General features: G+C 43.6%; 25 protein-coding genes and 1 tRNA gene. 17 read left to right on the top strand and 9 right to left on the bottom strand.

Annotated elements, in window-relative coordinates:
* Positions 1-26 precede the first annotated feature (26 nt).
* The 3 genes from ACRZ9O_RS07720 to ACRZ9O_RS07710 form a co-directional block, all read right to left on the bottom strand.
* Entirely contained in the window at positions 27-1,235 is a 1,209-nt protein-coding gene (locus ACRZ9O_RS07720; protein WP_459457962.1) for a cytochrome c3 family protein, read from the bottom strand.
* Positions 1,236-1,449: 214 nt separating this feature from the next.
* Positions 1,450-1,523: transfer RNA gene (locus ACRZ9O_RS07715), tRNA-Cys, on the bottom strand.
* A 156-nt stretch (positions 1,524-1,679) separates the two neighbouring features.
* Positions 1,680-2,906 (bottom strand): metallophosphoesterase, encoded by a 1,227-nt coding sequence (locus ACRZ9O_RS07710; RefSeq protein WP_459457960.1) that lies wholly within the window; start codon positions 2,904-2,906, stop codon positions 1,680-1,682.
* Between the two features lie 50 nt (positions 2,907-2,956).
* Here ACRZ9O_RS07710 and ACRZ9O_RS07705 point away from each other — a divergent pair, with 50 nt between their 5' ends.
* Positions 2,957-3,751: a Rossmann-fold NAD(P)-binding domain-containing protein gene (locus tag ACRZ9O_RS07705; protein WP_459457958.1), complete on the top strand. Its 795-nt coding sequence runs from the start codon at positions 2,957-2,959 to the stop codon at positions 3,749-3,751.
* Positions 3,752-3,910: 159 nt separating this feature from the next.
* Here ACRZ9O_RS07705 and ACRZ9O_RS07700 read toward each other — a convergent pair whose 3' ends face one another.
* Positions 3,911-5,101 carry a M20 metallopeptidase family protein gene (locus ACRZ9O_RS07700; RefSeq protein WP_459457956.1) on the bottom strand — a complete coding sequence of 397 codons (1,191 nt, stop codon included), beginning with the start codon at positions 5,099-5,101 and terminating at the stop codon, positions 3,911-3,913.
* Between the two features lie 135 nt (positions 5,102-5,236).
* On the opposite strand from ACRZ9O_RS07700, the gene ACRZ9O_RS07695 reads away from it, so the two are divergent.
* Both ACRZ9O_RS07695 and ACRZ9O_RS07690 read left to right on the top strand, forming a co-directional pair.
* Positions 5,237-5,752: an HNH endonuclease gene (locus tag ACRZ9O_RS07695; RefSeq protein WP_130894781.1), complete on the top strand. Its 516-nt coding sequence runs from the start codon at positions 5,237-5,239 to the stop codon at positions 5,750-5,752.
* Complete coding sequence (locus ACRZ9O_RS07690) at positions 5,749-6,489, top strand: DUF2520 domain-containing protein (RefSeq protein ID WP_459457955.1); 741 nt, start codon at positions 5,749-5,751, stop codon at positions 6,487-6,489. The genes ACRZ9O_RS07695 and ACRZ9O_RS07690 overlap by 4 nt, the downstream gene beginning before the upstream one ends.
* Here the strand turns inward: ACRZ9O_RS07690 and ACRZ9O_RS07685 are convergent.
* A complete protein-coding gene (locus ACRZ9O_RS07685; RefSeq protein ID WP_459457953.1) occupies positions 6,482-6,940 on the bottom strand; it encodes a hypothetical protein in 459 nt (152 codons plus the stop codon). The genes ACRZ9O_RS07690 and ACRZ9O_RS07685 overlap by 8 nt on opposite strands.
* A 94-nt stretch (positions 6,941-7,034) precedes the next feature.
* Here ACRZ9O_RS07685 and prfA point away from each other — a divergent pair, with 94 nt between their 5' ends.
* Entirely contained in the window at positions 7,035-8,105 is a 1,071-nt protein-coding gene (gene prfA / locus ACRZ9O_RS07680; RefSeq protein ID WP_459457951.1) for a peptide chain release factor 1, read from the top strand.
* 432 nt (positions 8,106-8,537) lie between these two features.
* Here prfA and ACRZ9O_RS07675 read toward each other — a convergent pair whose 3' ends face one another.
* Positions 8,538-9,569 carry a sensor histidine kinase gene (locus ACRZ9O_RS07675; protein ID WP_459457949.1) on the bottom strand — a complete coding sequence of 344 codons (1,032 nt, stop codon included), beginning with the start codon at positions 9,567-9,569 and terminating at the stop codon, positions 8,538-8,540.
* A 57-nt stretch (positions 9,570-9,626) separates the two neighbouring features.
* On the opposite strand from ACRZ9O_RS07675, the gene purB reads away from it, so the two are divergent.
* The 12 genes from purB (at position 9,627) to ACRZ9O_RS07615 (ending at position 21,051) form a co-directional block, all read left to right on the top strand.
* The gene (gene purB, locus ACRZ9O_RS07670) at positions 9,627-10,982 is read left to right on the top strand and encodes an adenylosuccinate lyase (RefSeq protein ID WP_459457947.1); all 1,356 of its coding nucleotides are present in this window, start codon (positions 9,627-9,629) and stop codon (positions 10,980-10,982) included.
* Between the two features lie 53 nt (positions 10,983-11,035).
* Positions 11,036-11,419 (top strand): VOC family protein, encoded by a 384-nt coding sequence (locus tag ACRZ9O_RS07665; protein WP_459457945.1) that lies wholly within the window; start codon positions 11,036-11,038, stop codon positions 11,417-11,419.
* A gap of 188 nt (positions 11,420-11,607) precedes the next feature.
* A complete protein-coding gene (locus tag ACRZ9O_RS07660) occupies positions 11,608-13,017 on the top strand; it encodes an anthranilate synthase component I family protein (RefSeq protein WP_459457943.1) in 1,410 nt (469 codons plus the stop codon).
* A gap of 4 nt (positions 13,018-13,021) precedes the next feature.
* Positions 13,022-13,585 carry an anthranilate synthase component II gene (locus ACRZ9O_RS07655; protein ID WP_459457941.1) on the top strand — a complete coding sequence of 188 codons (564 nt, stop codon included), beginning with the start codon at positions 13,022-13,024 and terminating at the stop codon, positions 13,583-13,585.
* A 3-nt stretch (positions 13,586-13,588) separates the two neighbouring features.
* Positions 13,589-14,578: an anthranilate phosphoribosyltransferase gene (gene trpD / locus ACRZ9O_RS07650; RefSeq protein WP_459457939.1), complete on the top strand. Its 990-nt coding sequence runs from the start codon at positions 13,589-13,591 to the stop codon at positions 14,576-14,578.
* A gap of 1 nt (position 14,579) precedes the next feature.
* Positions 14,580-15,362 carry an indole-3-glycerol phosphate synthase TrpC gene (gene trpC / locus ACRZ9O_RS07645; RefSeq protein ID WP_459457937.1) on the top strand — a complete coding sequence of 261 codons (783 nt, stop codon included), beginning with the start codon at positions 14,580-14,582 and terminating at the stop codon, positions 15,360-15,362.
* A gap of 2 nt (positions 15,363-15,364) precedes the next feature.
* Positions 15,365-15,958, top strand: a complete 594-nt coding sequence (locus ACRZ9O_RS07640) for a phosphoribosylanthranilate isomerase (protein WP_459457935.1) — start codon at positions 15,365-15,367, stop codon at positions 15,956-15,958.
* A 2-nt stretch (positions 15,959-15,960) separates the two neighbouring features.
* Positions 15,961-17,148, top strand: coding sequence for a tryptophan synthase subunit beta (trpB, locus tag ACRZ9O_RS07635; RefSeq protein WP_422172960.1), 1,188 nt, complete (start codon positions 15,961-15,963; stop codon positions 17,146-17,148).
* 1 nt (position 17,149) lies between these two features.
* Entirely contained in the window at positions 17,150-17,929 is a 780-nt protein-coding gene (gene trpA / locus ACRZ9O_RS07630) for a tryptophan synthase subunit alpha (RefSeq protein ID WP_459458027.1), read from the top strand.
* Positions 17,930-18,041: 112 nt separating this feature from the next.
* Positions 18,042-18,395 (top strand): 50S ribosomal protein L19, encoded by a 354-nt coding sequence (gene rplS / locus ACRZ9O_RS07625; protein ID WP_130894795.1) that lies wholly within the window; start codon positions 18,042-18,044, stop codon positions 18,393-18,395.
* A gap of 131 nt (positions 18,396-18,526) precedes the next feature.
* Positions 18,527-19,678, top strand: a complete 1,152-nt coding sequence (locus tag ACRZ9O_RS07620; protein ID WP_459457932.1) for a Gfo/Idh/MocA family protein — start codon at positions 18,527-18,529, stop codon at positions 19,676-19,678.
* The gene (locus ACRZ9O_RS07615) at positions 19,675-21,051 is read left to right on the top strand and encodes a Gfo/Idh/MocA family protein (protein ID WP_459457930.1); all 1,377 of its coding nucleotides are present in this window, start codon (positions 19,675-19,677) and stop codon (positions 21,049-21,051) included. Before ACRZ9O_RS07620 ends, ACRZ9O_RS07615 begins: the two co-directional genes overlap by 4 nt.
* On the opposite strand, the gene ACRZ9O_RS07610 is transcribed toward ACRZ9O_RS07615, so the two are convergent.
* Complete coding sequence (locus ACRZ9O_RS07610) at positions 21,048-21,758, bottom strand: ABC transporter ATP-binding protein (RefSeq protein WP_459457928.1); 711 nt, start codon at positions 21,756-21,758, stop codon at positions 21,048-21,050. The genes ACRZ9O_RS07615 and ACRZ9O_RS07610 overlap by 4 nt on opposite strands.
* A 167-nt stretch (positions 21,759-21,925) precedes the next feature.
* Positions 21,926-24,019: an elongation factor G gene (gene fusA / locus ACRZ9O_RS07605; RefSeq protein WP_459457926.1), complete on the bottom strand. Its 2,094-nt coding sequence runs from the start codon at positions 24,017-24,019 to the stop codon at positions 21,926-21,928.
* Between the two features lie 147 nt (positions 24,020-24,166).
* Between fusA and ACRZ9O_RS07600 the strand changes: the two genes are divergently transcribed.
* Complete coding sequence (locus ACRZ9O_RS07600; RefSeq protein WP_459457924.1) at positions 24,167-24,835, top strand: ComF family protein; 669 nt, start codon at positions 24,167-24,169, stop codon at positions 24,833-24,835.
* 5 nt (positions 24,836-24,840) lie between these two features.
* Here the strand turns inward: ACRZ9O_RS07600 and gldJ are convergent, their stop codons facing one another.
* Positions 24,841-26,052 carry a gliding motility lipoprotein GldJ gene (gene gldJ, locus ACRZ9O_RS07595; protein ID WP_459457922.1) on the bottom strand — a complete coding sequence of 404 codons (1,212 nt, stop codon included), beginning with the start codon at positions 26,050-26,052 and terminating at the stop codon, positions 24,841-24,843.
* Positions 26,053-26,066 lie beyond the last annotated feature (14 nt).

Here is a 26,066-nt window from a genome sequence, read left to right as displayed (position 1 = left end):
CTAAAATTGAATCTATTTTATTTCTATTAATAGTGACACTTAGAGCATTCTAAGCCACCGATGTTTTGCACTTTCAAAGGAGTTTTGCTGTCCTTGTTGTGAACCTCTACTAATTTGTCGTAGTATGCGTTACCTTTTGCGTTCACGTCTGTTTGACGGTGGCAATCGATACACCAACCCATCGTTAACGATGAACGTTGCTCTACCACTTCCATTTTTTCGATCTCACCGTGGCAGTTTTTACACTCTAAGCCACCTACGTTTGTGTGTTGTGAGTGGTTGAAGTAGGCCAAATCCGGTAAGTTGTGTACACGTACCCATTGAATAGGCTCATCTTTCTCTAATGCTTTGTAGATTTTTTGAATCTCTGGAGACTCACGCTTGATCGCGTTGTGGCAGTTCATACAAATGTTGGCAGATGGAACGTTTGCTCCTTTACCTTCATAAACACCTGTGTGGCAATAGTTACAGTTGATTTGGTTTTCGCCAGCGTGCAATTTGTGAGAAAATTTGATCGGTTGCTCTGGTGCATATCCTTGGTGGATACCTACACCGTAGGCTGCATCGATCGTTGCTTTTCCTCCTAATAACAACACTAAAACGATTACTCCCGTCTTCACTGCAGAATTAGCAGCTAGTGACTTAGCATTTTCAGCTACTCTTTCGAAAAAAGACTTGCTTGAATCTGCTTCAGCTGCCTTCGATAATTTGCTTAATGAATTAACGATCGAAAGTAAAGCGATTAAAACGATCACCATAATGATTAATAAGCCTACTAATAGGACTTCCATCATTCCACCAGACGATTGAGCTGCTGGAGCTGCCGCGCCTGCTGCTGGAGCTGCACCTGCTGCCGGAGCCGCTGGAGCTGCATTAGAAGCATCAATGTAAGCTATAATTCCTTTGATTTGTGCTTCGGAGAAGTTAGGATAAGGGGTCATTGCCGCCTTGTTGAATTTATTGTACAAGTCATTTGCATACTTGTCGCCTGAAGCGATAACTGCTTGTGGATTGTGAACCCATTTAACGATCCATTCGATAGGACGACGCTCACTAATACCCTTTAAACCAGGTCCTACTAAGACTTCATCGGTGGATGCGTGACATGCCGCACAGTTGTTTTTAAATAGTGTTTCGCCTTCTGCTGCATCCTGTGCGAGCATTGCTGTCGTTGAAGCAATTAAGAATAAGAAGGAAAATAGAAACTTAACGAGAGTTAATTTTTTGCAACACATAAATATAGATTTTCTCATATTAATTCAGTCCGCAAAACTACAATCCGATTTTTTAGGAAACAATTAATTACACATTCATTTTTTGTATTTTTTTAATTGAATTAATTATTTAGAATTTTTCAAAATAAGCCCATTGTAAACAAATTGAACTATTTTTAGAAAATTTTGCATAATGCAGGAGGGCATAAAAAAACCTTCCGGATGGGAAGGTTTTTGGAGGTTTCGAGCGGATTCGAACCGCTGTAGAAGGTTTTGCAGACCTCTGCCTAGCCACTCGGCCACGAAACCAATTAATTGGGATGCAAATTTAGCTTTTTTTAATGAAGGAGCAAAGATCTGGTTGAAAAAAAAGTGGGCAGTGGGCAGTTGTCAGTGGGCAGTCCGGAGGAACATTCACCATTTACTATCTCTACTCTCTACTCTCCTCTCTCTAATCTTAAAGAGTTAGGAAAGCGTAAACACCGAGATTTCCGGCGGCATCCCCACCCTGCCCGGATACCCTAAATACCCGTATCCGCGATTCACGTAGATTTGTTGTTCTCCCCCTTGGTATAAGCCAGCCCATTGCTTGTAGACATATTGAGCTGGAGACCAGCGCATTTCAGCGATTTTAACGCCAAACTGTGTGCCGTGCGTATGGCCCGCAAACGCCACATCGATGTCTTTGTATTTCTTTGTTACTTCCGCATTCCAGTGATTTGGATCGTGTGATAATAAGAGTTTTGCCGAAGCCTCCTCAGTACCTTTATGCGCTTTCTCTAAGTTGCCGTACCAAGGGAAACGACCTAATCCGATGTTTTGGACCCCAATAATGGCTAATTTTTCTCCTGATTCCTCTAGGAAACGATGTTCGTCCATCAAGAGATCCCATCCCATTAATTCATGAGCTTTCATGAGGTCTTGTAAGTTTTGTTTTTTCGCTGCTGGGCTATTCCAACGTACATAATCTCCGTAATCGTGATTCCCCAAAGTACTGAAAACGCCTAAAGGAGCCTTGACCTTATTAAACACGTCGAAGTAGTTCTGTACCTCTTTGGACTCATTATTAACTAAGTCCCCGGTAAAGAATACGACATCCGCTTTTTCGCGCATTAGCATCTCTACACCCCCTTTAACAGCGGTTTTGTTGAAGAATGAACCCGTGTGAATGTCGGAAATTTGGGCAATTTTTAGACCCTTAAAGGCTGAAGGCAATCCTTTAATTTTTAGAGGAATGTGTTCAACCGTATAATCGTGGGCACCCGAAATAATGCCAAAGGCAAAGGTTGCCGCCGGAACTGCACCTACCGCCAAGGCTGCTTGAGACAAGAATTCGTGTCGAGAAATGACGCTAGGGTCTTTCTTCAATACTTTTTTAGTCCCCCAACGGAAAAAACGGGTGACATCTTCTATCAATAAGAAGATAATAATAAACAGTTTAGTGATAACCGAAATCATCACGATCGCCATGAAGGTGATCCTGATTTCATTTTTCCAAGCATTTAGGGGCAATGCGTTGTAGGAGATGATTCCTAGTAGAATGAACAGGGTGAACCCCCAAAAAACATTCTTTGCGGTAGTTTGAATGCTTTGGCGGGAGTTTCGAAAAGCAGTTTTGACCGCCATCCAAACGTAATAGTCTAGTGCGATTAACACAATACTGATAAAAGGCACAAAAAACATTTTATTCATAGCACTTAAACTATCTTTGCGATTCAATTGTTCCAAAGGTGCAAAATTACATGAAAAAGACGATAAGTATTTACGGGGGCGGTTGGGTAGGCGCACCATTGGCTTTTAAATTAGCTTTAGCGGACTTCGATGTGCGTGTTTCGGCCTCGAGTGTTCATCAACAAGCGGCTCATCCTAAAATCAAGGTGTTGGATTTTAGAGCAGAACCCGAAATGCCAGCTGAGAATTGGTCCGCAATGAACGATTCGGAGGTCCAAATTTGGGCCATTCCTCCACGCCGTAAGAAGAATTCAGAAGAAACCTACCTCGCGATTTTGCAAGAGTGGGTAGATAATTTACCTGTAGGCGCTGCTAAAAAACTCATTTTCCTTTCTTCTACATCGGTCTATGCGAATGTATCGGATACCGTAGATGAAAATTCTGGAATCAACGAGGATTCGTTGATGGCCAAAGCCGAAGCCATCGTCTCCTCCTCTAATGTACCATCACTTATTTTGCGTTTAGCAGGTTTAATGGGAGGGGATCGCTACGTAGCCAAGTATTTCTCCGGCAAGCGTAATGACGGCGCAAATTGCCCCATCAACTATGTGCACAAAGATGACGTGGTTGCATTAATTGCCTTAGCTGCAGAGAAAATCGAATCAGGTATCTATAATATTGTGGCTCCTATTCACCCTACAAAAGGCGAAGTAGGCGAAAACGACATCGAACGTCGCGGAATGCCAGCCGGCTACTGGGACTATTCAGTTTCTTGCCTAGGCGGTAAAGTAGTTTCGGGTGATAAAATCTGCGGTGAATTGAATTATGAATTCAGATGGCCGGATCCTTTAGAGTTTCCAATATAATTTGGAAATTCTAGAGTAGAGATAAGAGAGTATAGAGAAGAGATATTAGATTTTAGAGAGTAGATAGGAGAGCAGAGATTAATTGTGTGAAATGTTTTCAGGGGAGCCAATCAGAAAATATTTGTGTAACAACCTTTTCGATTGGCTCTGCTGAAAATATTACACAGTTAACTCTGAGATCGCTAACCATGCCATTAACCCTGGCCCAATTCCCAAGGCTTTTTCATCAATATCAAAACTCGGGGTATGGACTCCACTTGTAATTCCGCGTTCCTCATTGCGAATTCCTAAACGGTAGAAACACGCATCCACGTGGTGAGTATAAAAAGCGAAATCTTCGCCTGCCATCCAAAGATCAAGATCAACGACATTTTCTGCTCCCATATATTCGATAGCAGCGGCTTTAGAGCGACGCGTAAGTTCTGGATTATTCTGTAAGAAAGGGTAACCTTTTAAAACCTCGAATTCGGCACGTCCGCCCATCGCATCAGCGATTCCTTCGGCTAGTTTTTTCATCTTTTCTAATCCTTCAGCACGCCAAGTTTCGTCCATTGCACGGAAAGTGCCGGCGATGTTCACTTCGTCAGGAATGACGTTTGTGGCTCCTAGACCTTCGATTTTGCCAAAAGTCAATACCGATGGAAGCTTTGGATTCTTATTTCTGGAGATGATTTGTTGCATCGCCACAATAATATGAGAAGCAATGACAATGGGGTCAATGCAGGCGTCTGGCATGGCGCCGTGCCCACCTTTGCCGATTACTTTAATGTAGATTTCATCTGTGCTGGCCATGTACATTCCTTCGCGGAAACCGATTTTTCCGACGGGAACATTGGTGGCAACGTGTTGGCCAAAAATGCTCGCAGGAGTCGGGTTTTGTAGGGCACCTTCTTTGATCATGATACTCGCTCCACCGGGGGCTTTTTCCTCGGCAGGTTGAAAGAGTAATTTGATGGTGCCTTCGAATTCGTCGCGGACTTTTTGGAGAATTTGAGCCGTTCCTAAAAGGGAGGCGGTATGCACATCGTGCCCGCAAGCGTGCATGACGCCGGGGTTTTTGGATTTATAGGGAACTTCGTTGGTTTCTAGTATGGGAAGGGCATCCATGTCGGCACGAAGGGCGACGACTCTTTTGTCTGGATTTTTTCCTTTGATTTCGGCGATGAGGCCGGTGGTGGCGATTTTTTTGGCCTGAATACCCATGCGTTCAAGTTGTTCTAAAACATAAGCCTGCGTCTGAAATTCCTGATAGGATAGCTCTGGATTCGCGTGAATATGGTGGCGATTGACCAGGGTGTCAGGGGTAATTTCAGCGGAAAGCTGCTTGATTTTTTCCAATAAAGAGGACATGGGCATTTATTTAATTTACGCAAATCTACGAAATAGGACCTAATTCCAGGAATTCTTAACAAAAAAGCAATGCTAAGTGCTTCCTATTCAGCCGATTATTTTTTAATTTGATGAGCAAATTAAATCGGTTTGTCTATGGCTCAGAAAGTGTTAGTCTTAAATCAGGATTACAGTGCGTTAACGATTTGTTCCATGCCGAAGGCCTTTCTTTTGGTCTACTTAAATAAGGCAGAATTAGTGGCGGAATCCACCACCGCGAAATTGCATTCCGTTTCAAAAACATTTCCCTATCCCTCGGTCATTCGTTTGCAGCGTTATGTCTATTTTCCGTTCAAAGGAGTGATGCTGAATCGCCAAAATATCTTGAAGCGAGACAACCATACCTGCCAATATTGTGGTTCGAAAGATTTCTTGACAATGGATCATGTGTTGCCCAAATCACGCCAGGGGCGCACTTCCTGGGATAATTTAGTCACTGCGTGCAAGTATTGTAATTCGAAGAAGGGCTATATGACACCGGAGGAAGCGGGAATGGTTTTAGCACGCCAGCCATTTAGACCATCTTTTGTTATGTTTTTGCGAAATTTTTCTGGAATTTTGGATCAACAATGGGCGCCGTTCGTTGGGGCTAAACTGGAGACCACCACATGAGTTTTAAAATATCGTTTATTGGTGCAGGAAACGTTACCTGGCACATCGCAAAGGCATTAGAAAATGCCGGAAATTCAGTTCAAGAAGTATTTAGTCGCGAGCCCTCGAAGGCAAAAGAGATTGTCTCCTATTTATACAATGCGAAAGTCCACGAAGACCTTGATTTCTCTGACTCGGCAGCCACCGTATTTTTCTTGTGCGTTCCAGAATCAGCTTATTCGGAGGTTTTGAAAGAATTATTATTGCCAAAATATGCCACGCTCATTCTCGTAACAGGCACTTTTTCTTTAGCAGAAGCTAATTTATTATACGATCCAGCGCGGGAGAGCACGAACCAGATGGGGGTCTTTTTCCCAGTTCAGCATCTAGAAACAGGTCGCAGAATCAAATTAGATCAGATGCCAATCTGCCTAGAAGTACTGGTGGAAGAAACACAAAATACCTTAGTGGCGCTAGCAAAAGACATCACGGATGCGATGTATTTAGTCAGTGGCGAAGAGCGAAAGAAGATTCACAAAGCCATGCTATTGGCGGGTGTTTTAACCCAAAACCTTTGGTTACATGCACAAGAATTATTACAATCGATCGAATTAGAACCCAGTTTATTGCACGGACTAGTGCAACAACACGTTCAAGCCTTCTTTACGGGTAACCCGCTTTCAAAAGAAATTTCTGATCCACATTTACGCGAAGTGAATTTTCAAATCAGCCAAATTCTGGAGCGCAACCTCATTTAATCAAGGGGCGGTCCATGTTTTGGATCACGATGTTTTTAGCGAATCCAAGCACGGTAATTTTACCGGCTTCTGAAGGGTAAAAATAGTACAAGCTATCCCCTGCGGTATTTTTTTGGATAGATGGAGGGATTTCCTGCTTTTGGCCCAATGAATAATCCAAGGCATCCATTATCTCAACCATCTTCGCATCTTTAAAGGACGCTTTTAAGGAAGCTGGAGCACCGATTCGAACCGTAATCAGAAACGCTTTGGTCGCACTATCTAATTTTGTCGCCCCTTTTGATTGAATTTCTTGACCCCAAGTATCTACTTGATTAACGATGTCTTGTGGTAAAACGCGCTTCACTTGTCTAGCCTTCATCTCCTTGACGGCCGCAGCAGTATCGATACGTTTGGAAAAATCACAGGCTTGCACTGCGATTAAAGCGAAAAGGAGTAGGGCGTGTTTCATCGTTTGGAGATTTTATGCAAAGGTATTCTAAACGAGGGCAAAGGGCAATGGATTTAATTACTATCTTTGCAACGTTTTTTAAAACCAAAATGTTATGCTGGAGCAGCTAGAGGCCATCCGAGAAAGATTTTTAGAAGTAGAACAACAAATTGCGATGCCGGAGGTGGTGTCGGACTTGAAGAAATTCAAGACCTTGAGTAAAGAATACAAGGATTTGCAAAAGATCGTAGACCAATATATGGCCTACCAAAACTTGTTAGGCTCCATCGAGGAGGCGAAACAAGTGATCGCTACGGAAAAAGACGAAGATTTTCGCGACATGGCGAAGGCGGAATTAGAAGAATTAGTTCCAGCAGAAAAGGAAATGCAAGAGGTTCTAAAGGAGATGTTAATCCCCCGTGACCCGAACGATTCCAAAGACTGTATCCTGGAGGTTCGTGCCGGAGCAGGTGGCGATGAGGCCTCCATATTTGCCGGAGATATCTTCCGCATGTACCAGCGTTACGCGGAGAAAATGGGTTGGACTTTCCAAATCATGGACTTCACCGACGGTACCGCCGGTGGTTACAAAGAGATTATCGCGTCCGTTCAGGGCGAAGATGTATATGCCAAAATGAAATTTGAATCTGGTGTTCACCGTGTTCAGCGCGTTCCAGCAACGGAATCGGCCGGTCGTATCCACACTTCAGCAGCTACAGTGGCTGTGATGCCTGAGGCTGATGAGGTCGATGTCCAAATCAATATGAACGATATCCGCAAGGATACCTTCTGTTCGTCTGGAGCGGGTGGTCAGTCTGTAAATACGACCTATTCAGCCGTTCGTGTGACCCACATTCCGTCAGGCTTAGTGGTACAGTGCCAGGATGAACGTTCTCAAATCAAGAACTTTGACAAAGCGATGACGGTTCTCCGTTCTCGTTTATATGAAATTGAATTAGCGAAACGAAATGCAGAAATCGCCGGTAATCGTAAATCGATGGTAGGCACAGGAGATCGTTCGGACAAAATTAGAACCTATAACTATCCCCAAGGCCGCGTAACGGATCACCGCATCGGCTTAACCGTATACAATCTACCTGTCGTAATGGACGGTGAAATTGCTGAATTTATTGAGCAGTTGAGGATTGCGGAGAATGCGGAGAGGTTGACTGAAGGGGCGGTTTAGTCAATCAAATTCGAAAAATGGGCTGCGCCATATTTTTCCGAATTTGTTTTACTAAACCTCTGGAAAAAATGGTAGCTAAAAATGGCCTACGTCATATTTTTTCGCCACAATAAAAAATTTAAACTCTTGGTAAAAAACGCAAAATTGGGCTGCGTCCTATTTTTCCGAATTTGTTTTACTAAACCTTTCTAGAAAAATTGGTAAAAACGGTCTTCGTCATATTTTGTCGTCTCAAAAATAATTAAACCTCTAGAAGGAATCGCCAATATTCCTTTTAAACCTTTCTAAAGAGATAGAATATTTTGGGTATTTCTTTACTCATAAAAAATGGGGAAATCTGTTTCCATTTTTTATTCCACCTCTGTGCTTTATTCTTTGTTCTTTTTGCTTTGTACTTTTTGCTTTGATAAAAAAAAGGCCACGGCCTTTTTTTTATATCGCCCGTTCTAACTTAAAGCTAAAGCTCGTCCCTTTATCTAACTTCGATTCAACTTGGATTTTACTACCATGAGCTTGAACGATGTGCTTTACGATGGAAAGTCCTAGACCGGTTCCGCCGCTGAGTTTTGTTCGGCTTTTGTCAATTCGGTAGAAGCGCTCGAAGAGACGTGGGAGGTGTTTTTCAGAAATGCCTGGCCCATTGTCTTTGACCGAAATTAAATAGGATTTTTTACGGTCTTCAATTAAGACGGTTACTTTACCTTCTTGGTTGCCATACTTGATACCGTTGTCTATAAGATTAACTAAAACTTGTTCAATCTTTTGAGCGTCGGCTTTTACATCAATGGCCTCATCTGTGCAATTTAGGGCCAATTTAACCCCGCGTTTTTTGGCCTTACCCTCTAATTGTTCGAAAATTTCTTCAATCATAGGACGCAAATTAATGCGTTTCTTTTCGATCTTGATGGCGCCGGTTTCGATTTGAGATACAGTTAGCAGATCCTTAACTAAAGCGTCTAATCCGTCTAAACTTTTGGCAGCTTTTTCGAGAAATTTTTGGCGTATTTCTGGGCTTTCATCTGGGTTGTCCAAAAGTGTGTGGACAAAACCTTGAGCGGCAAAAATGGGTGTTTTAAGTTCGTGAGATACGTCAGCAAGGAATTCTTGGCGGTAAACTGCGGCCTTTTTTAATTCTTTTACTTCGTCTTCTGTGGTAGAAACGTAGGCCGTTAATTCACTTTTTAAGAGTTCGATGGGGTTCTCTTTTTGGACTAATTGTTTGCGAGAAATCAAGGGGAAACTTTTCTTCTTGATTTGCTTTATTTGGTCATATAATTCGTTTACTTCTTTGAAAACTAAGTTGTCCAAAGCAAAGTAAATCAAGATGGAGCCGAAAATAAGGACACTAATAAAACTCACAAATAAAGTGGCAGAATTAGAGTCTGGCAAGAAGGAAATGAAGGCAGTTGCCACCCCTGCGATGACAAAAGCTAATAAGACAGAAAGGATGCGGGGACTTAGCATGCTTGAAATTACGGATAATTTTTAAATTGTTGTACCTTTGTGCTTTGATAAGATAGCATGGAATTAAATTTACTGACTGCCATATCTCCGGTTGATGGTCGTTACCGCAAACAAACCGCCGCACTCGCTCCTTATTTTTCTGAATTTGGTTTGATCCAATACCGGGTGCGCGTTGAAATCGAATACTTTATTGCACTGTGCGAAATTCCTTTGGCCCCTTTAAAAGGTTTCCCTAAGGAGCATTATGCGGCATTGCGCTCCATGTACTCGAATTTCACAGAGGCGGATGCGACCTGGATTAAGGATGCGGAGAAGGTAACAAACCATGACGTGAAGGCGGTAGAATATTTTATCAAAGACCGTATGTTAGCGTTACCAGGCGATATGAGCCCTTTTGTGGAGTTCATTCACTTTGGCTTAACGTCTCAAGATATTAATAATACAGCGATTCCATTGTCTTTAGCAGAGGCTCATCGCGATGTTATTTTACCAGCTTACCAAGCAGTTGTTGCCACGTTAGAGGCATATGCAACCGAGTGGAAAGAGATCCCTTTGTTAGCGCACACACACGGACAACCGGCTTCACCTACTCGTTTGGGTAAAGAAATCAAGGTTTTTGCCGAGCGTTTGAATCGTCAATTAGACCTGTTAGCGCAGGTACCCTTTACGGGTAAATTTGGTGGAGCAACGGGTAATTTCAATGCGCATCAGGTTTCATTCCCAGAAATTAATTGGCCACAATTTGCGGCGAAATTGCACGCAGATTTAGGGATCAAGCGTAGCCAATACACGACCCAAATCGAACATTACGATAATTTAGCAGCCTATTTCGATGGCTTGAAGCGTTTAGACACCATTTTGATTGACTTGTCGAGAGATATTTGGCAATACATCTCGATGGGGTATTTCAAGCAAAAAATCAAAGCAGGTGAAATCGGATCTTCGGCGATGCCTCACAAGGTAAACCCGATTGACTTTGAAAACGCGGAGGGAAATTTAGCGATGGCGAATGCCTTCTTTGAATTCTTGTCTGCGAAGCTTCCGATCTCACGTTTACAACGCGATTTGACAGATTCGACGGTATTGCGTAACGTGGGAACGCCTTTGGCGCACGTCGTGATCTCTTTGAATTCCTTGCAACGCGGTTTGGGTAAATTAGAATTGAACAATAGCAAAATCCAACAGGATTTAGAAGATAACTGGGTTGTCATCGCGGAGGCAATCCAAACGGTATTGCGCCGCGAAGCATTCCCTAAGCCGTATGAGGCATTGAAAGATTTGACTCGCCACCACGGAAAGATTGATCAAGCTGTTTTCCATTCATTCATTGATGGCTTAGCCGTTTCTGATGCGATCAAGGCAGAATTGAAATTAATCTCACCATTTAACTTCGTAGGCCGCGACGAAAAGTAAAATAAAACCCAGCCACTGACTAGTGACTATCGACTAGCGACTCCCGACTACTTATGAACCACCGCCTCATGCACATTGCCCTCGTGGTAGCCGATTACGACGAAGCCATCGCTTGGTATACTCAGAAATTAGGTTTTACATTAGTGGAAGACACCGTTTTGAGTGATGTCAAACGTTGGGTGCTGGTTCAACCATCTGGCGAAGGTTCCTGTCAATTATTGCTGGCAAAAGCAGCGACGGAGGAACAAAAATCGAGAGTAGGAAATCAGACCGGAGGACGTGTATTTCTGTTTTTGCATACGGATGATTTTGAAAGGGATCATGCGAATTTGATCGCTCAGGGCATTACGATTGTACGCGGTCCGAGCGAGGAAGAATATGGTAAAGTGCTCGTATTCGCCGATTTATATGGAAATTTGTGGGATTTGATCGGTTAAAATTTTGATTTTACAGATTTCACTCTACATTTGTATCAAATAACAACACAATGACAAAAGCAACATACAACAAAAACTGGTGGCAAGGATAATAATCCCTGAACAGTTTTGCTGTGTGTACATGATATGTTTACTAAAGGCTTGCTGTTCAACAGTAAGCCTTTTTTATTAATTTTGCCCTTTGAAACATGTCTAGCATAAACATACGAACTTCCCGAAAATCACTTTTGGCAGATACACTGACGCCAATCGGAATCTTTTTGAAGATTCGCAAAAACTATAAGAACTCTGTCATTTTAGAATCGGCAGATTACCACGGCAAGGAGCATGGCTTTTCGCACATTGCCTTTGATCCCGTGGCGCGCTTCGAATTGACGGATTCAAAAGTCACCCAAACTTTTCCGGACGGAACACAGGAGAATTTCACCTTAGCCAATCGCCATGATGCAATAGAGGCGTTGAAGAGCTTTGCGGATCGTTTTGATTTTAAGAAGGAAAAAGGCGATTCACCTATGGCGAACGGTCTTTTTGGCCATATCTCCTATGATGCGGTAACCTATTTCGAGGATATCGATATTCAGGCTAAAAACCCTGAATCAGAAATCCCGTCTATTCGGTATTATGTGTACCGTTACGTGGTGGCGGTGAATCATTTTAACAACCAAATGAGCCTCTACGCGCACAGCTACGATGGTTCTGAGCCTACGTTTGATACCATTACTTACCTATTAGACATGCCGCATTATGCGACTGCGTCATTCGCTCGTCAAGGGGAAGAGGTGAGTAATTTAACGGAAGACCAAACACGAGAAATCGTCAATACTTGCATCAAACACTGTTTGCGCGGGGATGTATTTCAAATCGTTCCCTCTAGACGCTTTGCCCAAAAGTTCCAAGGCGATGATTTTCAGGTCTACCGCGCATTACGCTCGGTGAATCCATCGCCCTATTTGTTCTATTTTGATTACGAGGAATACCGGATTTTTGGAGCTTCTCCTGAGAAGCAGATCAAAATCGAGGGTTCGGTCGCGGAGATTCATCCGATTGCAGGAACATTTAGACGTTCAGGCGATGATGCACGCGATGCGGAATTAGCCCAGGCTTTGATCGCGGATCCAAAAGAATCGGCAGAACACGTGATGTTAGTGGATTTAGCTAGAAATGATTTAAGCCGTTCGGCAGATAATGTGAAGGTGGAGACGTTTAAGGAGGTGCAATTCTTCTCGCACGTGATTCACTTGGTTTCCAAAGTAACAGGGCATTTGCAAAAGGGCGTGAATCCATTACAAATGGTGGCGGATACATTTCCGGCCGGCACATTAAGTGGCGCGCCGAAGCACAATGCGATGACGATTATTAACCGTTTGGAGCCCACAAATCGGGCTATCTATGGAGGTGCGATCGGATTTATGGATTTCGAGGGCAATTTCAATCACGCCATCGCGATCCGTACGTTTTTGAGTAAAGGAGATACCTTATTTTTCCAAGCCGGAATGGGCGTAGTCGCGAAGTCCGTGGTGGAAAGTGAGATGCAGGAAATTCACAATAAACTAGCCGCCTTGCGCAGAGCATTAGAGGTAGCAGAAAATTTAGCCTAAGGATATGAAAGTTTTAGTGATAGATAATTACGATTCCTTTGTGTACAATTTGGTCTACTTGTTAAAGGAACTAGGGGCGGAGGTAGACGTGTTTCGCAATGATAAAATTTCCTTGGAGGATGTAGGTAAATACGATCAAATCTTGTTGTCGCCGGGTCCAGGGATTCCGTCGGAAGCTGGAATTATGATGGATTTATTGAAGGAATATAAGTCGACCAAAAAAATTCTAGGCGTCTGCCTAGGACACCAAGCGATTGCGGAGGCTTTTGGCTCTCAACTGAGCAATATGGGTGAGGTATTACACGGCGTGACAACCGAATGTGTAGTGACGGATCCGACAGAACGCTTGTTCTTAGATATTCCATCCCGTTTCGAAGTTTGCCGCTACCACTCTTGGACGGTAGTTCCATCGACGATGCCGAGTGACTTAAAGGTTACGGCGCAAGATGACAAAGGTTTTGTTTTAGCGGAGGCGCATTCGAAATACGATGTGCGCGGGGTGCAATTCCACCCGGAGGCGTTTTTAACGCAACACGGATTGCAAATGATTAAAAATTGGATGAAATAAGCAATGAAAGATATATTAAATAGACGGGCAGCGGGAGAGGCGTTATCAGAAAACGATGCAAGAGAGATATTGCTGCGCATTGGGCAAGGAGAAATAAATCCGAGTCAAATCGCCGCATTTTTATCCTCTTATTGGTTCAATCCGATTCAAGTGGATGAGCTGAAAGGATTCGTTTCGGCGATGTTGGAATTAGCCATAACGGTGGATTTATCGGAATTTGATGCGATGGATGTGTGCGGAACGGGTGGTGATGGGAAAGATACCTTTAACATTTCGACGACGTCCTCTTTCATCATCGTGGGTGCCGGCCAAAAAATCGCCAAGCACGGTAATCACGGCGTTTCCTCTTCGGTGGGATCGTCGACGGTGTTGGAGTTTTTGGGATTGAAATTCAATAATGATCCGAAGATATTGAAACGCAAGATGGAAACGGCGGGAATGTGCTTTTTGCACGCGCCACTTTTCCACCCAGCGATGCGCTTCGTGGGCCCTATCCGCAAGGAATTAGGGATGAAGACTTTCTTCAATTTGTTAGGACCTTTATTGAATCCTGCCAAAGTCAACAAGCAAATCTCCGGCGTCTATTCGCCAGAAGCGTTTGCCTTGTATGAAGGATTTTTTGCCGGTTCAGGCAAACAATACGGCATCGTTTATGCGGAAGATGGTTACGACGAAATCTCGCTAACCTCTGCGTTCCGTTTAACCACTGCTGATGGAGCTTCGATTTACAATCCGGGAGATATTGGCTGCGAAGTGGTGGCACAATCCGAATTGTTTGGTGGTTCTACGGCGGAGGCATCTGCGAATATGTTGTACAGAATTTTGCAGCGCGAAGGCACACCAGCACAAACGCAAGCGGTTTTAGCGAATGCGGGAGCTGGTTTGTTTGTCGCAGGCAAGGCCGGAAGTTTAGTGGAAGGATATGCTTTAGCGAAGGAATCTTTGGAAAGTGGTCGTGCTTTCCAGGCTTTCAAGAAATTTATAATGGATTAAGATGAGCATATTAGGCCAAATCATAGCCACCAAAAGACAGGAAGTCGCCGCTTGCAAAGCGCGCACTACGACTGCTCAACTCGAAAAGCAGGGTTTTTTCGCGCGGGCATGTCATTCTTTGTCGATGTCTTTAGTTCAGCCAGCTTCCACGGGAGTCATTGCTGAATTCAAGCGCAAATCCCCATCAAAAGGCATTATCAATGACCGTTTGGGTGTGGATGTGGTGACAAAAGGCTATGTGGAAGCGGGTGCGGCCTGTTTATCGGTGTTGACGGATGAATCCTATTTTGGAGGAACTTATGCCGATTTCGATTTAGCGCGTCGCACGAATCCGAATACGCCCATCTTGCGCAAAGACTTTATGATCGATGAATACCAAATCATCGAAGCAAAGTCCATGGGCGCTGATGTGGTGTTATTGATTGCGGCGGCTTTAAGTCCAGCTGAAATCAAAACATTAGGAACCCTAGGGCGTTCATTAGGTATGGAAACCTTACTCGAGGTGCACGATCAAGAAGAATTGGATCGTTCGCTGGGAGATTATATTTCCGTGGTAGGTGTGAATAACCGGAACTTGAAGAATTTTTCGGAGCAAAATGTGGAGGCGTCTAAAGTTTTGGCATCTAAAATACCGTCCCAATTCGTCAAGGTTTCGGAAAGTTGTATTTCGGGTCCGGAGATTATAACAGAATTAAAAACCTACGGTTACCGCGGCTTCTTGATAGGCGAGAGTTTTATGAAGACCGATAACCCAGGAAAAGCCTTAAGCGACTTTATCAACTAGGTATGAAGTGGAAAGTATGTGGCATGCGGGAACCGGAAAATATCCAAGAAGTAGCGGCTTTAGGGCCAGACTTCATGGGCTTTATTTGGGCACCTAAATCGCCACGCTACGTAGGACCTGATTTTGTCATCCCAGCTTTACCTGCCAAAACGAAGGCGGTTGGCGTTTTTGTCAATGAAACGACTGAAACCATTATCTCCTTGTCTAAAAATGCTGGATTCTCGGTCGTGCAATTGCATGGAGAAGAGGGTCAAACAGAAATAGAAGCCTTACAAGCCGCCGGATTACAGGTCATCAAGGCGATTAGTGTAGGCTCAGTGAAGGATCTCGATCTGACAGACAAGCCTAATTTCTATTTGTTTGATACGAAGAAAGGGGCTCAGGTAGGTGGAACGGGAGAGCATTTTGATTGGTCGCTTTTAGCACATTATACGTTGGATATCCCCTATATTTTAGCCGGTGGATTGCAGGCTGGGGATGTGGAAAAGGTGAAGGATTTTCCGGGCTTATATGCTTTGGACTTTAATAGTAAACTCGAAATACGTCCTGCATTTAAGGATGTCGAGCAAGTGAAAGAACTAGTAAAACAGCTATAAATATGTCATTTAATGTAGATGAGCGTGGTTATTACGGGAATTTTGGCGGGGCCTTTATTCCGGAAATGTTATACCCAAATGTCGAGGAATTACGTTCCCGCTATTTAGACATTATCGCGGAACCCTCTTTTCAAGAAGAATTCCACGCCTTGTTGAAAGATTACGTGGGTCGTCCTACGCCACTTTTCAAGGCAGAGCGTTTGTCTGCGAAATACAACACGAATATCTATTTAAAGCGCGAAGATTTGTGTCACACCGGGGCACATAAAATTAACAATACGATAGGCCAAATCCTGGTTGCGAAACGCCTGGGCAAATCAAAAATCGTCGCAGAAACAGGTGCTGGACAACACGGCGTGGCAACAGCGACGGTTTGTGCCTTGATGGGCATGGAATGCATCGTCTACATGGGTGCCATCGACATCGAAAGACAAGCTCCTAACGTGGCGCGTATGCGGATGTTGGGTGCTCATGTAGTACCAGCCACTTCCGGTTCAAAAACCTTGAAAGATGCCACCAACGAGGCGATGCGTCACTGGATTAATCACCCGGTAGATACCCATTATATCATTGGTTCCGTCGTGGGACCACATCCTTACCCGGACATGGTTGCTCGTTTTCAGGCAGTCATTTCCGAGGAGATTCGTTTTCAATTACAAGAGAAAGAAGGCCGAGATTACCCAGACTACGTGATTGCGTGTGTGGGTGGAGGATCTAATGCGGCGGGTGCGTTTTACCATTTCTTAGATGAGCCACGCACGGCATTGATCGCGGCGGAGGCGGCAGGTCTAGGGGTTAATTCAGGTCATTCAGCAGCGACTACTTTCTTAGGAAAGCCAGGCGTCTTACATGGAAGCAAGAGTTTATCGATGCAAACCGAAGATGGCCAGGTGATCGAACCCTATTCGATCTCTGCCGGCTTAGATTATCCAGGAATTGGACCTATGCACGCGCATTTGTTTGAATCTGGTCGCGCCACTTTTTATGGAGTGACGGATGAGGAGGCGCTAGTGGCTGCCGTGGAATGCTCTCAATTAGAGGGAATTATTCCCGCTTTAGAGACGGCACACGCTTTGGCCGTATTCGAAAGATTGCAAGCGAAGCCGAATGAAATCGTGGTCGTTAATGTATCCGGAAGAGGGGACAAAGATTTAGCGACTTACCAAAACCGTTTAAAATTGAATGACTAAGATGAACCGAATTTCAGCCCTTTTTGCTTCAGCGACTGAACCCATTTTAAATGTATATACCACGGCTGGTTATCCTCGTTTGGAGGATACGATGACGGTATTGAACGCGCTTCAAGCAGGAGGCGTCGATATTATTGAAGTTGGAATGCCTTATTCTGATCCTGTGGCCGATGGGGAAACCATACAGCTTTCGAATCAAGCCGCTTTAGAGCAAGGAATGAGCGTGGCGCATCTTTTCGAGCAATTGAAGGATATGCGTAAAAGCATTACGGTTCCCGTTCTCTTGATGGGTTATATTAACCCCGTTTTACAATACGGTGTGGAGGCTTTCTGTGCGAAGTGTGCGGAAGTAGGAGTGGATGGCTTGATTTTACCCGATCTACCAATGGTAGAATACGAGGCGTCCTACAAAGCCATCTTTGAGAAATACGGCTTACACAATATCTTATTGATCACCCCACAAACGAATGACGAGCGCATTCGCCACATCGATTCAGTCTCGAAAGGATTCATTTATATGGTCTCTTCTGCGAGTACGACTGGGGCAAAAACGGGTATTTCTGCTGACCAGGAAGTCTATTTCTCCCGGATTGCCGCGATGAATTTACAGAATCCACGTTTGATTGGTTTTGGGATTTCGGACCACGATAGCTTTGTGAAAGCCTCTAAGAACGCCTCTGGGGCTATTATTGGTAGTGCTTTTGTGAAGATGATTGCTCAGGCTAAAGACCTTAGTGCTGAGATCGTTGCCTTTGTGCAGTCGATTAAAGGTAAAAACTAGGCAAATGTTTTTGGAAAGAAATATTTTTCCTATCTTTGCAACCCCAATCAGACGTTCTTATGCACAAGTGGGCCGCTAAGCGCTGATTATCATCAAATAAAAATTAGTTCAGATGAGCGATTTAATTAAATTCGTAGAGCAAGAAAACGCAGCACGTAGAGGAGAACACCCTGAATTCGCTGCAGGAGACACCGTTAACGTACACGTAAAAATTCGTGAAGGTAACAAGGAGCGTATCCAGGTTTTCCAAGGTTTAGTTATCCAACGTAAAAATTCGGGTGCTGGTGAGTCTTTCACAGTTCGTAAGATCTCTAACGGTATCGGTGTTGAGCGTATTTTCCCAATCTTGTCACCAAACATCGACAAAATTGAAGTATTACGTCGTGGTAAAGTACGTCGTGCACGTTTATACTACATGCGTGGTAAGCAAGGAAAAGCGGCTCGTGTTAAAGAGAAGAAAAAATAGGAGAAGAAAAAATAGGTTTGAAATTTTTTATATAAGAGAAAGCTGTTCAGAAATGAGCAGCTTTTTTTATGTCTGTAAGTCAGTAATTTCAGCAAGAATTTTACTTTTGTAAATAAATTAAACCTATTGAAATGAAATCAACAGCTGCGAATCGCCGCGAATTCTTGCACAGTGCAAGTATGCTAGGCGGTATGGCCTTTTTACCCTCTTCCTTGAAGGATGCCACAAAAATTTTTGCATCTAAACAGCCGGAACGAATCATAGCACCCCGTTTGAAATTTGGGGTAGTGGGAATCAATCACGGACATATTTATTCGATGGCTAATTCGATCATTCGTGGCGGCGGAGAGTTCGTTTCTTATTATGCTAAAGAACCCGATTTAATTAAAGATTTTGCGAAACGTTACCCCCAAGCGAAGCTGGTGAAGAGTGAAGCGGAGGTATTGGAAGACCCATCTATCAAATTAGTGCTTAGCTCTATTACACCGAACGAACGAGCTCCTTTAGGAATACGTGTGATGCAGCATGGGAAAGATTATATGGTGGATAAGCCTGGGATTACTAGTTTAGAGCAACTAGCTGACGTTCGAAAGGTCCAAAAGGAAACCAAAAAGATTTATTCGATCTCATTCAGTGAGCGTTTTGAAAATAAAGCAACCGAACTAGCGAGTCAATTAGTAGCTTCGGGAAAAATAGGTAAGGTCATGCAAACCTTAGGAACTGGGCCTCACCGAATGAGTGTAAACTCCCGTCCTGACTGGTTTTTTGATGCTAAATATTACGGAGGAATTATCACGGATATCGCCTCTCATCAAGTAGATCAATTTTTGCATTTTACAGGCTCGACACAAGGTGAAGTGGTTGCTTCCCAAATCGCGAACCACCACCACCCCCAATACCCTAAATTCCAAGATTTTGGAGATTTGATGCTTAGAAGCAATAAAGGTTCTGGCTATATTCGGGTGGACTGGTTTACGCCGGATGGTTTAAATACTTGGGGTGATGGCAGGCTGACCATTTTAGGCACAGACGGCTACATGGAAGTACGGAAAAATACGGATATCGCCTCTCCGCATGGAACGGGAAGCCATTTATATGTGGTCACGAATAAAGAGACCTTGTATATCGATTGCAAAGATGTCAACCTTCCTCACGGAGAATTACTTGTGAATGACGTCTTGAATAGAACGGAGACAGCGATGACACAAGCGCACTGTTTCTTAGCCACTGAATTAGCTTTAATTGCACAAAAAAATGCAACAAACATATCTATCAAAGCATGAAAAGGAGAAAATTTATCAATAACCTAGCACTAGGCGCCGCGGGTACATTCGGCTTCCCTACGATCGTTCCTGCGAACGTTTTAGGCGGCAAAGATGCCCCAAGCAATAAAATCAACATCGCCCAAATCGGCTGTGGACGCATCGCGCGCACCCACGACTTACCAGGAACCTGGAAGCACGAGAAAGCACGCATCATGGCGGTTTGTGATTTGGATCGCCACCGTACCGAGGAGACGAAGCAATTAGTCGAAGAATACTACACGAAGAAAACGGGACAATCGAATTACATCGATGTGAAGATGTACGATGATTACCGCGAGATGCTTTTGAATAAGGACATTGATGCGGTGATGATTAGTACGCCAGATTTTTGGCATGCACAACCAGCGATGGAAGCGGCACTTGCTGGGAAGGATATTTACTTGCAAAAACCGACCTCTCTGACCATTCACGAAGGCCGTCAATTAGCCAATGTCATTAAGAAAACAGGTCGCATCCTGCAAGTAGGAACACAACAACGCTCTAACTCTCAGTTTAGAATTGCCGCAGAATTAGTGCGTAATGGTCGCATCGGTAAATTGCATACCGTAAAAATTGGATTGCCAGGTGACCCATCTGGACCTCCAGCGCCAGCAATGCCGGTGCCTAAAGGATTTAATTTCGATATGTGGTTAGGTTCAACTCCAGAAATGGCTTACACGGAGATTGCGGTACATCCACAAAAGGGCTATGATCGCCCGGGTTGGTTGCGTATGGAGCAATTTGGCGCGGGAATGATTACGGGTTGGGGTCAGCATCATTATGATTCCGCTGCCTGGGGTATGGATACAGAATATACGGGACCGATCTCGGTAGAATCAGTAGCTGAGTTTCCTAAATCAGGTCTTTGGAACGTCCATGGGGACTTTATGTCGAAAGCTGAGTATGCAAATGGCATCACGATGTACACTTCAGGCGGCTATCAAAATGGTATTCGCTACGAAGGGTCTGAGGGATGGATTTTTGTTTCCCGCGGTGATTATGCAGCTACACCAAGTGATCCTACAGCAAAAGTGAGATCGAAAGCCTTAGATGCGTCTGATCCGAAGATTTTGCAATCTGTAATTGGTGAGAAAGAAACACACTTGTATCATTCGGAAGATCAACACGGAAACTGGCTAGATTGTATCGAGATGCGTAAAGAGCCAATTTCGCCAATTGAGATTGGGCACCGCGCTTGCACGGTTTGCTTGATTACGCACGTGGCAATGAAAATACCGCGCAAATTGCAATGGGATCCTACCAAGGAACAATTTGTAAACGACGCGGAAGCAAACACGTGGTTAAGAAGAGCGCAAAGAGCTCCTTACGGGACGGATCGGATTAAGTTTTAGATTTTTTCTACCTTTCTCACGTTCTTGTTGATGATGTCAGATTCTACGACGCCATCACGCAAACGAATAATTCGGTGGGCATATTGGGCAATATCGTCTTCGTGGGTAACCATGACGATGGTATTGCCTTTTTTATGCAATTGATCAAAGAGGTCCATGATCTCGTAGGAGGTTTTGGTATCTAAATTACCGGTAGGCTCATCGGCTAATAAGATAGATGGATCGTTCACTAGAGCGCGGGCTACGGCTACACGCTGTCTTTGGCCCCCTGAAAGTTCGTTAGGCTTGTGTAAGGCGCGGTTGTCTAGGCCTACCCCTTTCAAGGTTTTCATGGCAATCTCTGTACGTTCTTTTTTAGAATAGCCGGCATAGATTAAAGGCAAGGCTACGTTTTCTAAAGCTGATTGGCGAGGAAGTAGGTTGAAGGTTTGGAATACAAAGCCAATTTCCTTATTTCTAACCGCCGCTAATTCATTTTCTGACATCTCCGATACATCTTGTCCATTCAAGATATATTTACCCGTAGAGGGAGTATCTAAGCAGCCTACGATATTCATTAAGGTTGATTTACCAGAGCCTGACGGACCCATGAAAGCGACATATTCTCCCTTGTTGACAGAGATGGTTACGTCTTTTAAGGCGTCGATCACTTCTTCGCCCATCACGTAGCGCTTAGAAATAGAGTAGGTCTCGATAATTTTAGTCATAGCAATCAAATTAATGAGTTCAAAAATACACCCATTCTAGGAAACAATTCTTCTTTTTCGACAAAAGATAGCGGGGGAGGATGAATTGAGCGTGGGAAGGATGAGAGGTTTTGGCATAAAAAAAGCCCGAACAAATCGCTCGGGCTTTTCTCTATCTTCAAAGAATCTTACAATCCTTTTGCTTTCTTAACTACTTCTTCAGCAATATTCTGAGGAACGAATTCGTAGTGAGAGAACGTTAAAGATGCTGTTGCACGTCCTGAAGACATCGTACGTAAATCTGTTACGTAACCGAATAATTCAGAAAGAGGCACATCAGCCTTCAAGATTACAGCGCCTTGACGAGAATCCATACCTTTCATGATACCACGACGACGGTTTAAGTCACCTGTGATAGGTCCAGTATATTCGTCTGGAGTAACTACGTCAACGGCCATGATAGGCTCCATTAACTTTGCACCCGCTTGTTTCGCTGATTCTTTATAACCCATACGGGCTGCTAATTCAAATGATAATGAATCTGAATCGACATCGTGGAAAGATCCGTGGAATAAACGAACTTTCATTGAATCCATTGGGTATCCAGCCAAAGCACCATTTTTCATTGCTTCTTCGAATCCTTTTTGAACTGCAGGAATGAATTCACGAGGAATCACACCACCCACGATATTGTTAACGAATTCTAAACCTGGTTTGTCATCTTCTCTTGGTCCGATTTCAAATACGATATCAGCAAACTTACCACGACCACCTGATTGTTTCTTGTAAACCTCACGGTGTTCTGTTGTCTTAGTTAAAGACTCTTTGTAAGCTACTTGAGGAGCACCTTGGTTTACTTCTACTTTGAACTCACGACGCATACGGTCGATGATGATCTCTAAGTGAAGCTCACCCATACCCTTGATGATCGTTTGACCAGTCTCTTCGTTTGATTCTACTTGTAAGGTTGGATCTTCTTCGATCAACTTCGTGATTGCTTTAGAGAAGTTATCTGCATCAGCCGCTTTCTTAGGCTCGATTGCGTAACCGATAACTGGCTCTGGGAAGTCCATTGCTTCTAAAATGATTGGGTGTTTCTCATCAGAAAGCGTATCGCCTGTCTTAATGTCCTTGAAACCTACTACCGCACCGATATCACCAGCACCTAAGCGCTCGATCGCGTTTTGCTTGTTCGCGTGCATTTGGAAGATACGAGAGATACGCTCTTTGTTTCCTGAACGGTTGTTCAACACATAAGAACCTGAATCTAGTCCACCTGAATACGCACGGATGAAACATAAACGACCTACGTAAGGGTCCGTTGCAATTTTAAAGGCCAAAGCCGCGAATGGCTCAGACTCACTTGGCTTACGCAAGATTTCAGCACCTGTATCAGGGTGAATACCTTTAACGCCTTCTTTGTCCATCGGAGATGGTAAGATAGCCATTACGTAATCCAACATCGTTTGAACACCTTTGTTTTTGAAAGATGAACCACAAAGCATTGGAACGATTTTCATAGAGATCGTAGCGGCACGTAAAGCGGCTAAGATTTCATCTTCTGAGATAGATGCTGGATCTTCGAAGTATTTCTCCATCAAAGACTCATCAAACTCAGCTACTGCTTCTAATAATTTCTCACGGTATTCAGTCGCCTCTTCTAACATATCATCTGGGATAGGTACCTCAGTGAATGTCATTCCTTTATCTGCCTCGTTCCATTTGATACCACGGAAGTTAACTAAGTCAACTACCCCTTCAAATCCTTCTTCAGCTCCGATAGGCAATTGCAACGGCACTGCGTAGCTACCTAACATTTCTTTCACTTGCTTACACACGTTTAAGAAATCAGCACCTGAACGGTCCATTTTGTTAACGAAACCGATACGTGCTACGTTGTAGTTATTTGCTAAACGCCAGTTAGTCTCTGATTGAGGCTCTACACCATCTACTGCAGAGAATAAAAATACTAGACCATCTAATACACGTAATGAACGGTTTACCTCTACTGTAAAGTCAACGTGACCTGGAGTATCGATAATGTTGATGTGGTAATCTTGATCGCGGTATTTCCAACCAACTGTCGTTGCAGCAGAAGTGATCGTGATACCACGCTCTTGCTCTTGCTCCATCCAGTCCATTGTTGCCGCACCATCGTGTACCTCACCAATTTTGTGGGAAACCCCTGCATAATACAGGATACGTTCCGTAGTGGTGGTTTTACCCGCATCAATGTGCGCAGCAATACCGATGTTTCTAGTGAATTTTAAATCGCGTGCCATTTTAAAAGGTTAATTATGAAATGATTTTTTTAATCCGTTTGTGAATCGTTTGTTAATTACCAAGTACTTGGACAACATTCTCGTTCGAGTACTTGTTTAGGGGTGCAAAATTACTGAAACTTAGTTAAATACAAAAGTTTTTTCGAAATGATTCACCGGTTTTTACAATTACTTTATCCCAAATGTTGTTTTGCCTGCGATGAAGTCCTAATTCGATCTGAAAATTGGATCTGTACTCGCTGTCGATTCGAACTGCCCAGCCCCGGATTATTCCTAGAACAGCCTAATTGGATCTCGCATAAGTTGGATGGCTTGATTGAATACGATCGCGTGCATGCTTATTTTTTGTTTGCTGAGGGAGGGAAGGTGCAGCATTTATTACACCAGGTAAAATACAAGGGGCAACAGGAATTAGGAGAATATTTAGGAGCTTGTGTGGGGAGGTCTTTTTCAGTGGCAGATTATGATATGATTATACCCATGCCTTTGCACCCATCACGTCTGAAAGAGCGCGGCTATAACCAGGCGGCCTGTATCGCGAAAGGGATTTCGTGCACTTCCGGGATTCCCATTTCTGAAACACATTTACTAAGGACGAAACAAGTGGCCTCCTTAATCGGATTGAATCGAGCGGAGCGTTACGCGAGTTTAGAGGAAGTGTTTGAGGTGAAAAGTCCAGGGGAGCTGGATGGGAAGCGAATTTTGTTGGTGGATGATACACTGACGACGGGTGCGACTTTTCTAGCAGCAGGGGCTAAAATAAAAGCAGCCAGCACAGGAATTTTGTCTTTCCTAGCGCTGGCTGCTTTAAAGTGAATGTCTTATTTTCTCTTAGAGCCTGTTGCAATCATGGCACAACGGAATCCGATGGTCGAAGTAGCTGAATCCTCATCTAAGAAACGACGCGTTCCTGGCGCTAACCAAAAAGGCAAGTCAGACCATGAACCACCTTTATACACACGAATCTTATTGTCAATTAAAGACTGATTATTTTTCTTATCGTACATTTTAGCCTTATCTAGGTCGTCATTTAAACGTACGGGATTTAAATCGTTGAAGTCCTGGTACGATAATGGGCGGTAGAGGTCAGCAACCCACTCGTTTACATTTCCAGCCATTTGGTAAAGTCCAAAATCGTTAGGGGAATAGCTGTAAATTTCTGCTGTAATAATAGCGCCATCATTGTTTCTTCCCGCTAAGCCGACATAGTCACCTCGTCCTCTTTTGAAATTGGCCATCATCATACCTCTGTCCTTCCCAAGTGGCTGGCGCATAGATGGGCCATCCCATGGATAAATACGCTGATTACTCTGATTTTCATCCTCTTGTTGCGTTCCGATCATTGCCTTCGCCGCATATTCCCATTCCGCCTCCGTAGGTAGACGGAAAGGAGGAAGAAGTCTACCAGAGGCTACATTTAGCTCTTTTTTGCTTTTCTTAGGTTTTTTGCCTTTTTCTACTTTTTCGATATTGTTGATGGAATTATTAACTGCTGTGGTTCTCCATTTGCAGAAGTCATTCGCTTGTTTCCAAGAGACGCCCACCACAGGATATAATCTAAATCCAGGGTGTCTAAGGTATTGTTCTACATAGGGGTCGTTATAAGCTAACTGATTTAACCAAACAGTGGTATCTGGTAAGGCAGCCTCGTAGAATTCTTGAGTGGAATCTTTTTGAACAGCGTTTAAATATTCTAAATAGTGAATATTTGCCATCTCTGTTTCGTCAATATAAAAGGACTGAATAGTGACGGTACGTTGGTAATTATCGTGTTTTCCCAAAACATCTTCGTCAGTAGCTCCCATGGTAAATCGTCCCCCTTCTATGAAGACAAGATTAGGGCCTACCATGTCACCACCAAACTTAGAATTCGTTTGGAATCCGCCTTTCTTGTTGTAATCTACACCTGAAATGCTCGAAGTTTTTCCTGGAGATAAGCTATTGGGCTTCTCGTTTTTCTTGAATTTACTACAAGAGCTTAAAGCTCCGATGGCAAGAGAAATGAAAAGTATTAGTCTAAATTGAGTACGCATTTATATTCCTTTTA

The sequence above is a fragment of the Aquirufa sp. HETE-40SA genome (genome assembly GCF_054558635.1).
The sequence above is the reverse complement of the archived record's forward strand: the minus strand, read 5'-3'. Positions and strand labels throughout refer to the sequence as shown.

What these genes read in the sequence shown, in the direction of transcription:
- ACRZ9O_RS07720 (WP_459457962.1), bottom strand. Translation starts at nt 1,235, where the DNA reads ATGTGTTGCAAAAAATTAACTCTCGTTAAGTTTCTATTTTCCTTCTTA.
- ACRZ9O_RS07710 (WP_459457960.1), bottom strand. Translation starts at nt 2,906, where the DNA reads ATGAATAAAATGTTTTTTGTGCCTTTTATCAGTATTGTGTTAATCGCA.
- ACRZ9O_RS07705 (WP_459457958.1), top strand. Translation starts at nt 2,957, where the DNA reads ATGAAAAAGACGATAAGTATTTACGGGGGCGGTTGGGTAGGCGCACCA.
- ACRZ9O_RS07700 (WP_459457956.1), bottom strand. Translation starts at nt 5,101, where the DNA reads ATGTCCTCTTTATTGGAAAAAATCAAGCAGCTTTCCGCTGAAATTACC.
- ACRZ9O_RS07695 (WP_130894781.1), top strand. Translation starts at nt 5,237, where the DNA reads ATGGCTCAGAAAGTGTTAGTCTTAAATCAGGATTACAGTGCGTTAACG.
- ACRZ9O_RS07690 (WP_459457955.1), top strand. Translation starts at nt 5,749, where the DNA reads ATGAGTTTTAAAATATCGTTTATTGGTGCAGGAAACGTTACCTGGCAC.
- ACRZ9O_RS07685 (WP_459457953.1), bottom strand. Translation starts at nt 6,940, where the DNA reads ATGAAACACGCCCTACTCCTTTTCGCTTTAATCGCAGTGCAAGCCTGT.
- prfA (WP_459457951.1), top strand. Translation starts at nt 7,035, where the DNA reads ATGCTGGAGCAGCTAGAGGCCATCCGAGAAAGATTTTTAGAAGTAGAA.
- ACRZ9O_RS07675 (WP_459457949.1), bottom strand. Translation starts at nt 9,569, where the DNA reads ATGCTAAGTCCCCGCATCCTTTCTGTCTTATTAGCTTTTGTCATCGCA.
- purB (WP_459457947.1), top strand. Translation starts at nt 9,627, where the DNA reads ATGGAATTAAATTTACTGACTGCCATATCTCCGGTTGATGGTCGTTAC.
- ACRZ9O_RS07665 (WP_459457945.1), top strand. Translation starts at nt 11,036, where the DNA reads ATGAACCACCGCCTCATGCACATTGCCCTCGTGGTAGCCGATTACGAC.
- ACRZ9O_RS07660 (WP_459457943.1), top strand. Translation starts at nt 11,608, where the DNA reads ATGTCTAGCATAAACATACGAACTTCCCGAAAATCACTTTTGGCAGAT.
- ACRZ9O_RS07655 (WP_459457941.1), top strand. Translation starts at nt 13,022, where the DNA reads ATGAAAGTTTTAGTGATAGATAATTACGATTCCTTTGTGTACAATTTG.
- trpD (WP_459457939.1), top strand. Translation starts at nt 13,589, where the DNA reads ATGAAAGATATATTAAATAGACGGGCAGCGGGAGAGGCGTTATCAGAA.
- trpC (WP_459457937.1), top strand. Translation starts at nt 14,580, where the DNA reads ATGAGCATATTAGGCCAAATCATAGCCACCAAAAGACAGGAAGTCGCC.
- ACRZ9O_RS07640 (WP_459457935.1), top strand. Translation starts at nt 15,365, where the DNA reads ATGAAGTGGAAAGTATGTGGCATGCGGGAACCGGAAAATATCCAAGAA.
- trpB (WP_422172960.1), top strand. Translation starts at nt 15,961, where the DNA reads ATGTCATTTAATGTAGATGAGCGTGGTTATTACGGGAATTTTGGCGGG.
- trpA (WP_459458027.1), top strand. Translation starts at nt 17,150, where the DNA reads ATGAACCGAATTTCAGCCCTTTTTGCTTCAGCGACTGAACCCATTTTA.
- rplS (WP_130894795.1), top strand. Translation starts at nt 18,042, where the DNA reads ATGAGCGATTTAATTAAATTCGTAGAGCAAGAAAACGCAGCACGTAGA.
- ACRZ9O_RS07620 (WP_459457932.1), top strand. Translation starts at nt 18,527, where the DNA reads ATGAAATCAACAGCTGCGAATCGCCGCGAATTCTTGCACAGTGCAAGT.
- ACRZ9O_RS07615 (WP_459457930.1), top strand. Translation starts at nt 19,675, where the DNA reads ATGAAAAGGAGAAAATTTATCAATAACCTAGCACTAGGCGCCGCGGGT.
- ACRZ9O_RS07610 (WP_459457928.1), bottom strand. Translation starts at nt 21,758, where the DNA reads ATGACTAAAATTATCGAGACCTACTCTATTTCTAAGCGCTACGTGATG.
- fusA (WP_459457926.1), bottom strand. Translation starts at nt 24,019, where the DNA reads ATGGCACGCGATTTAAAATTCACTAGAAACATCGGTATTGCTGCGCAC.
- ACRZ9O_RS07600 (WP_459457924.1), top strand. Translation starts at nt 24,167, where the DNA reads ATGATTCACCGGTTTTTACAATTACTTTATCCCAAATGTTGTTTTGCC.
- gldJ (WP_459457922.1), bottom strand. Translation starts at nt 26,052, where the DNA reads ATGCGTACTCAATTTAGACTAATACTTTTCATTTCTCTTGCCATCGGA.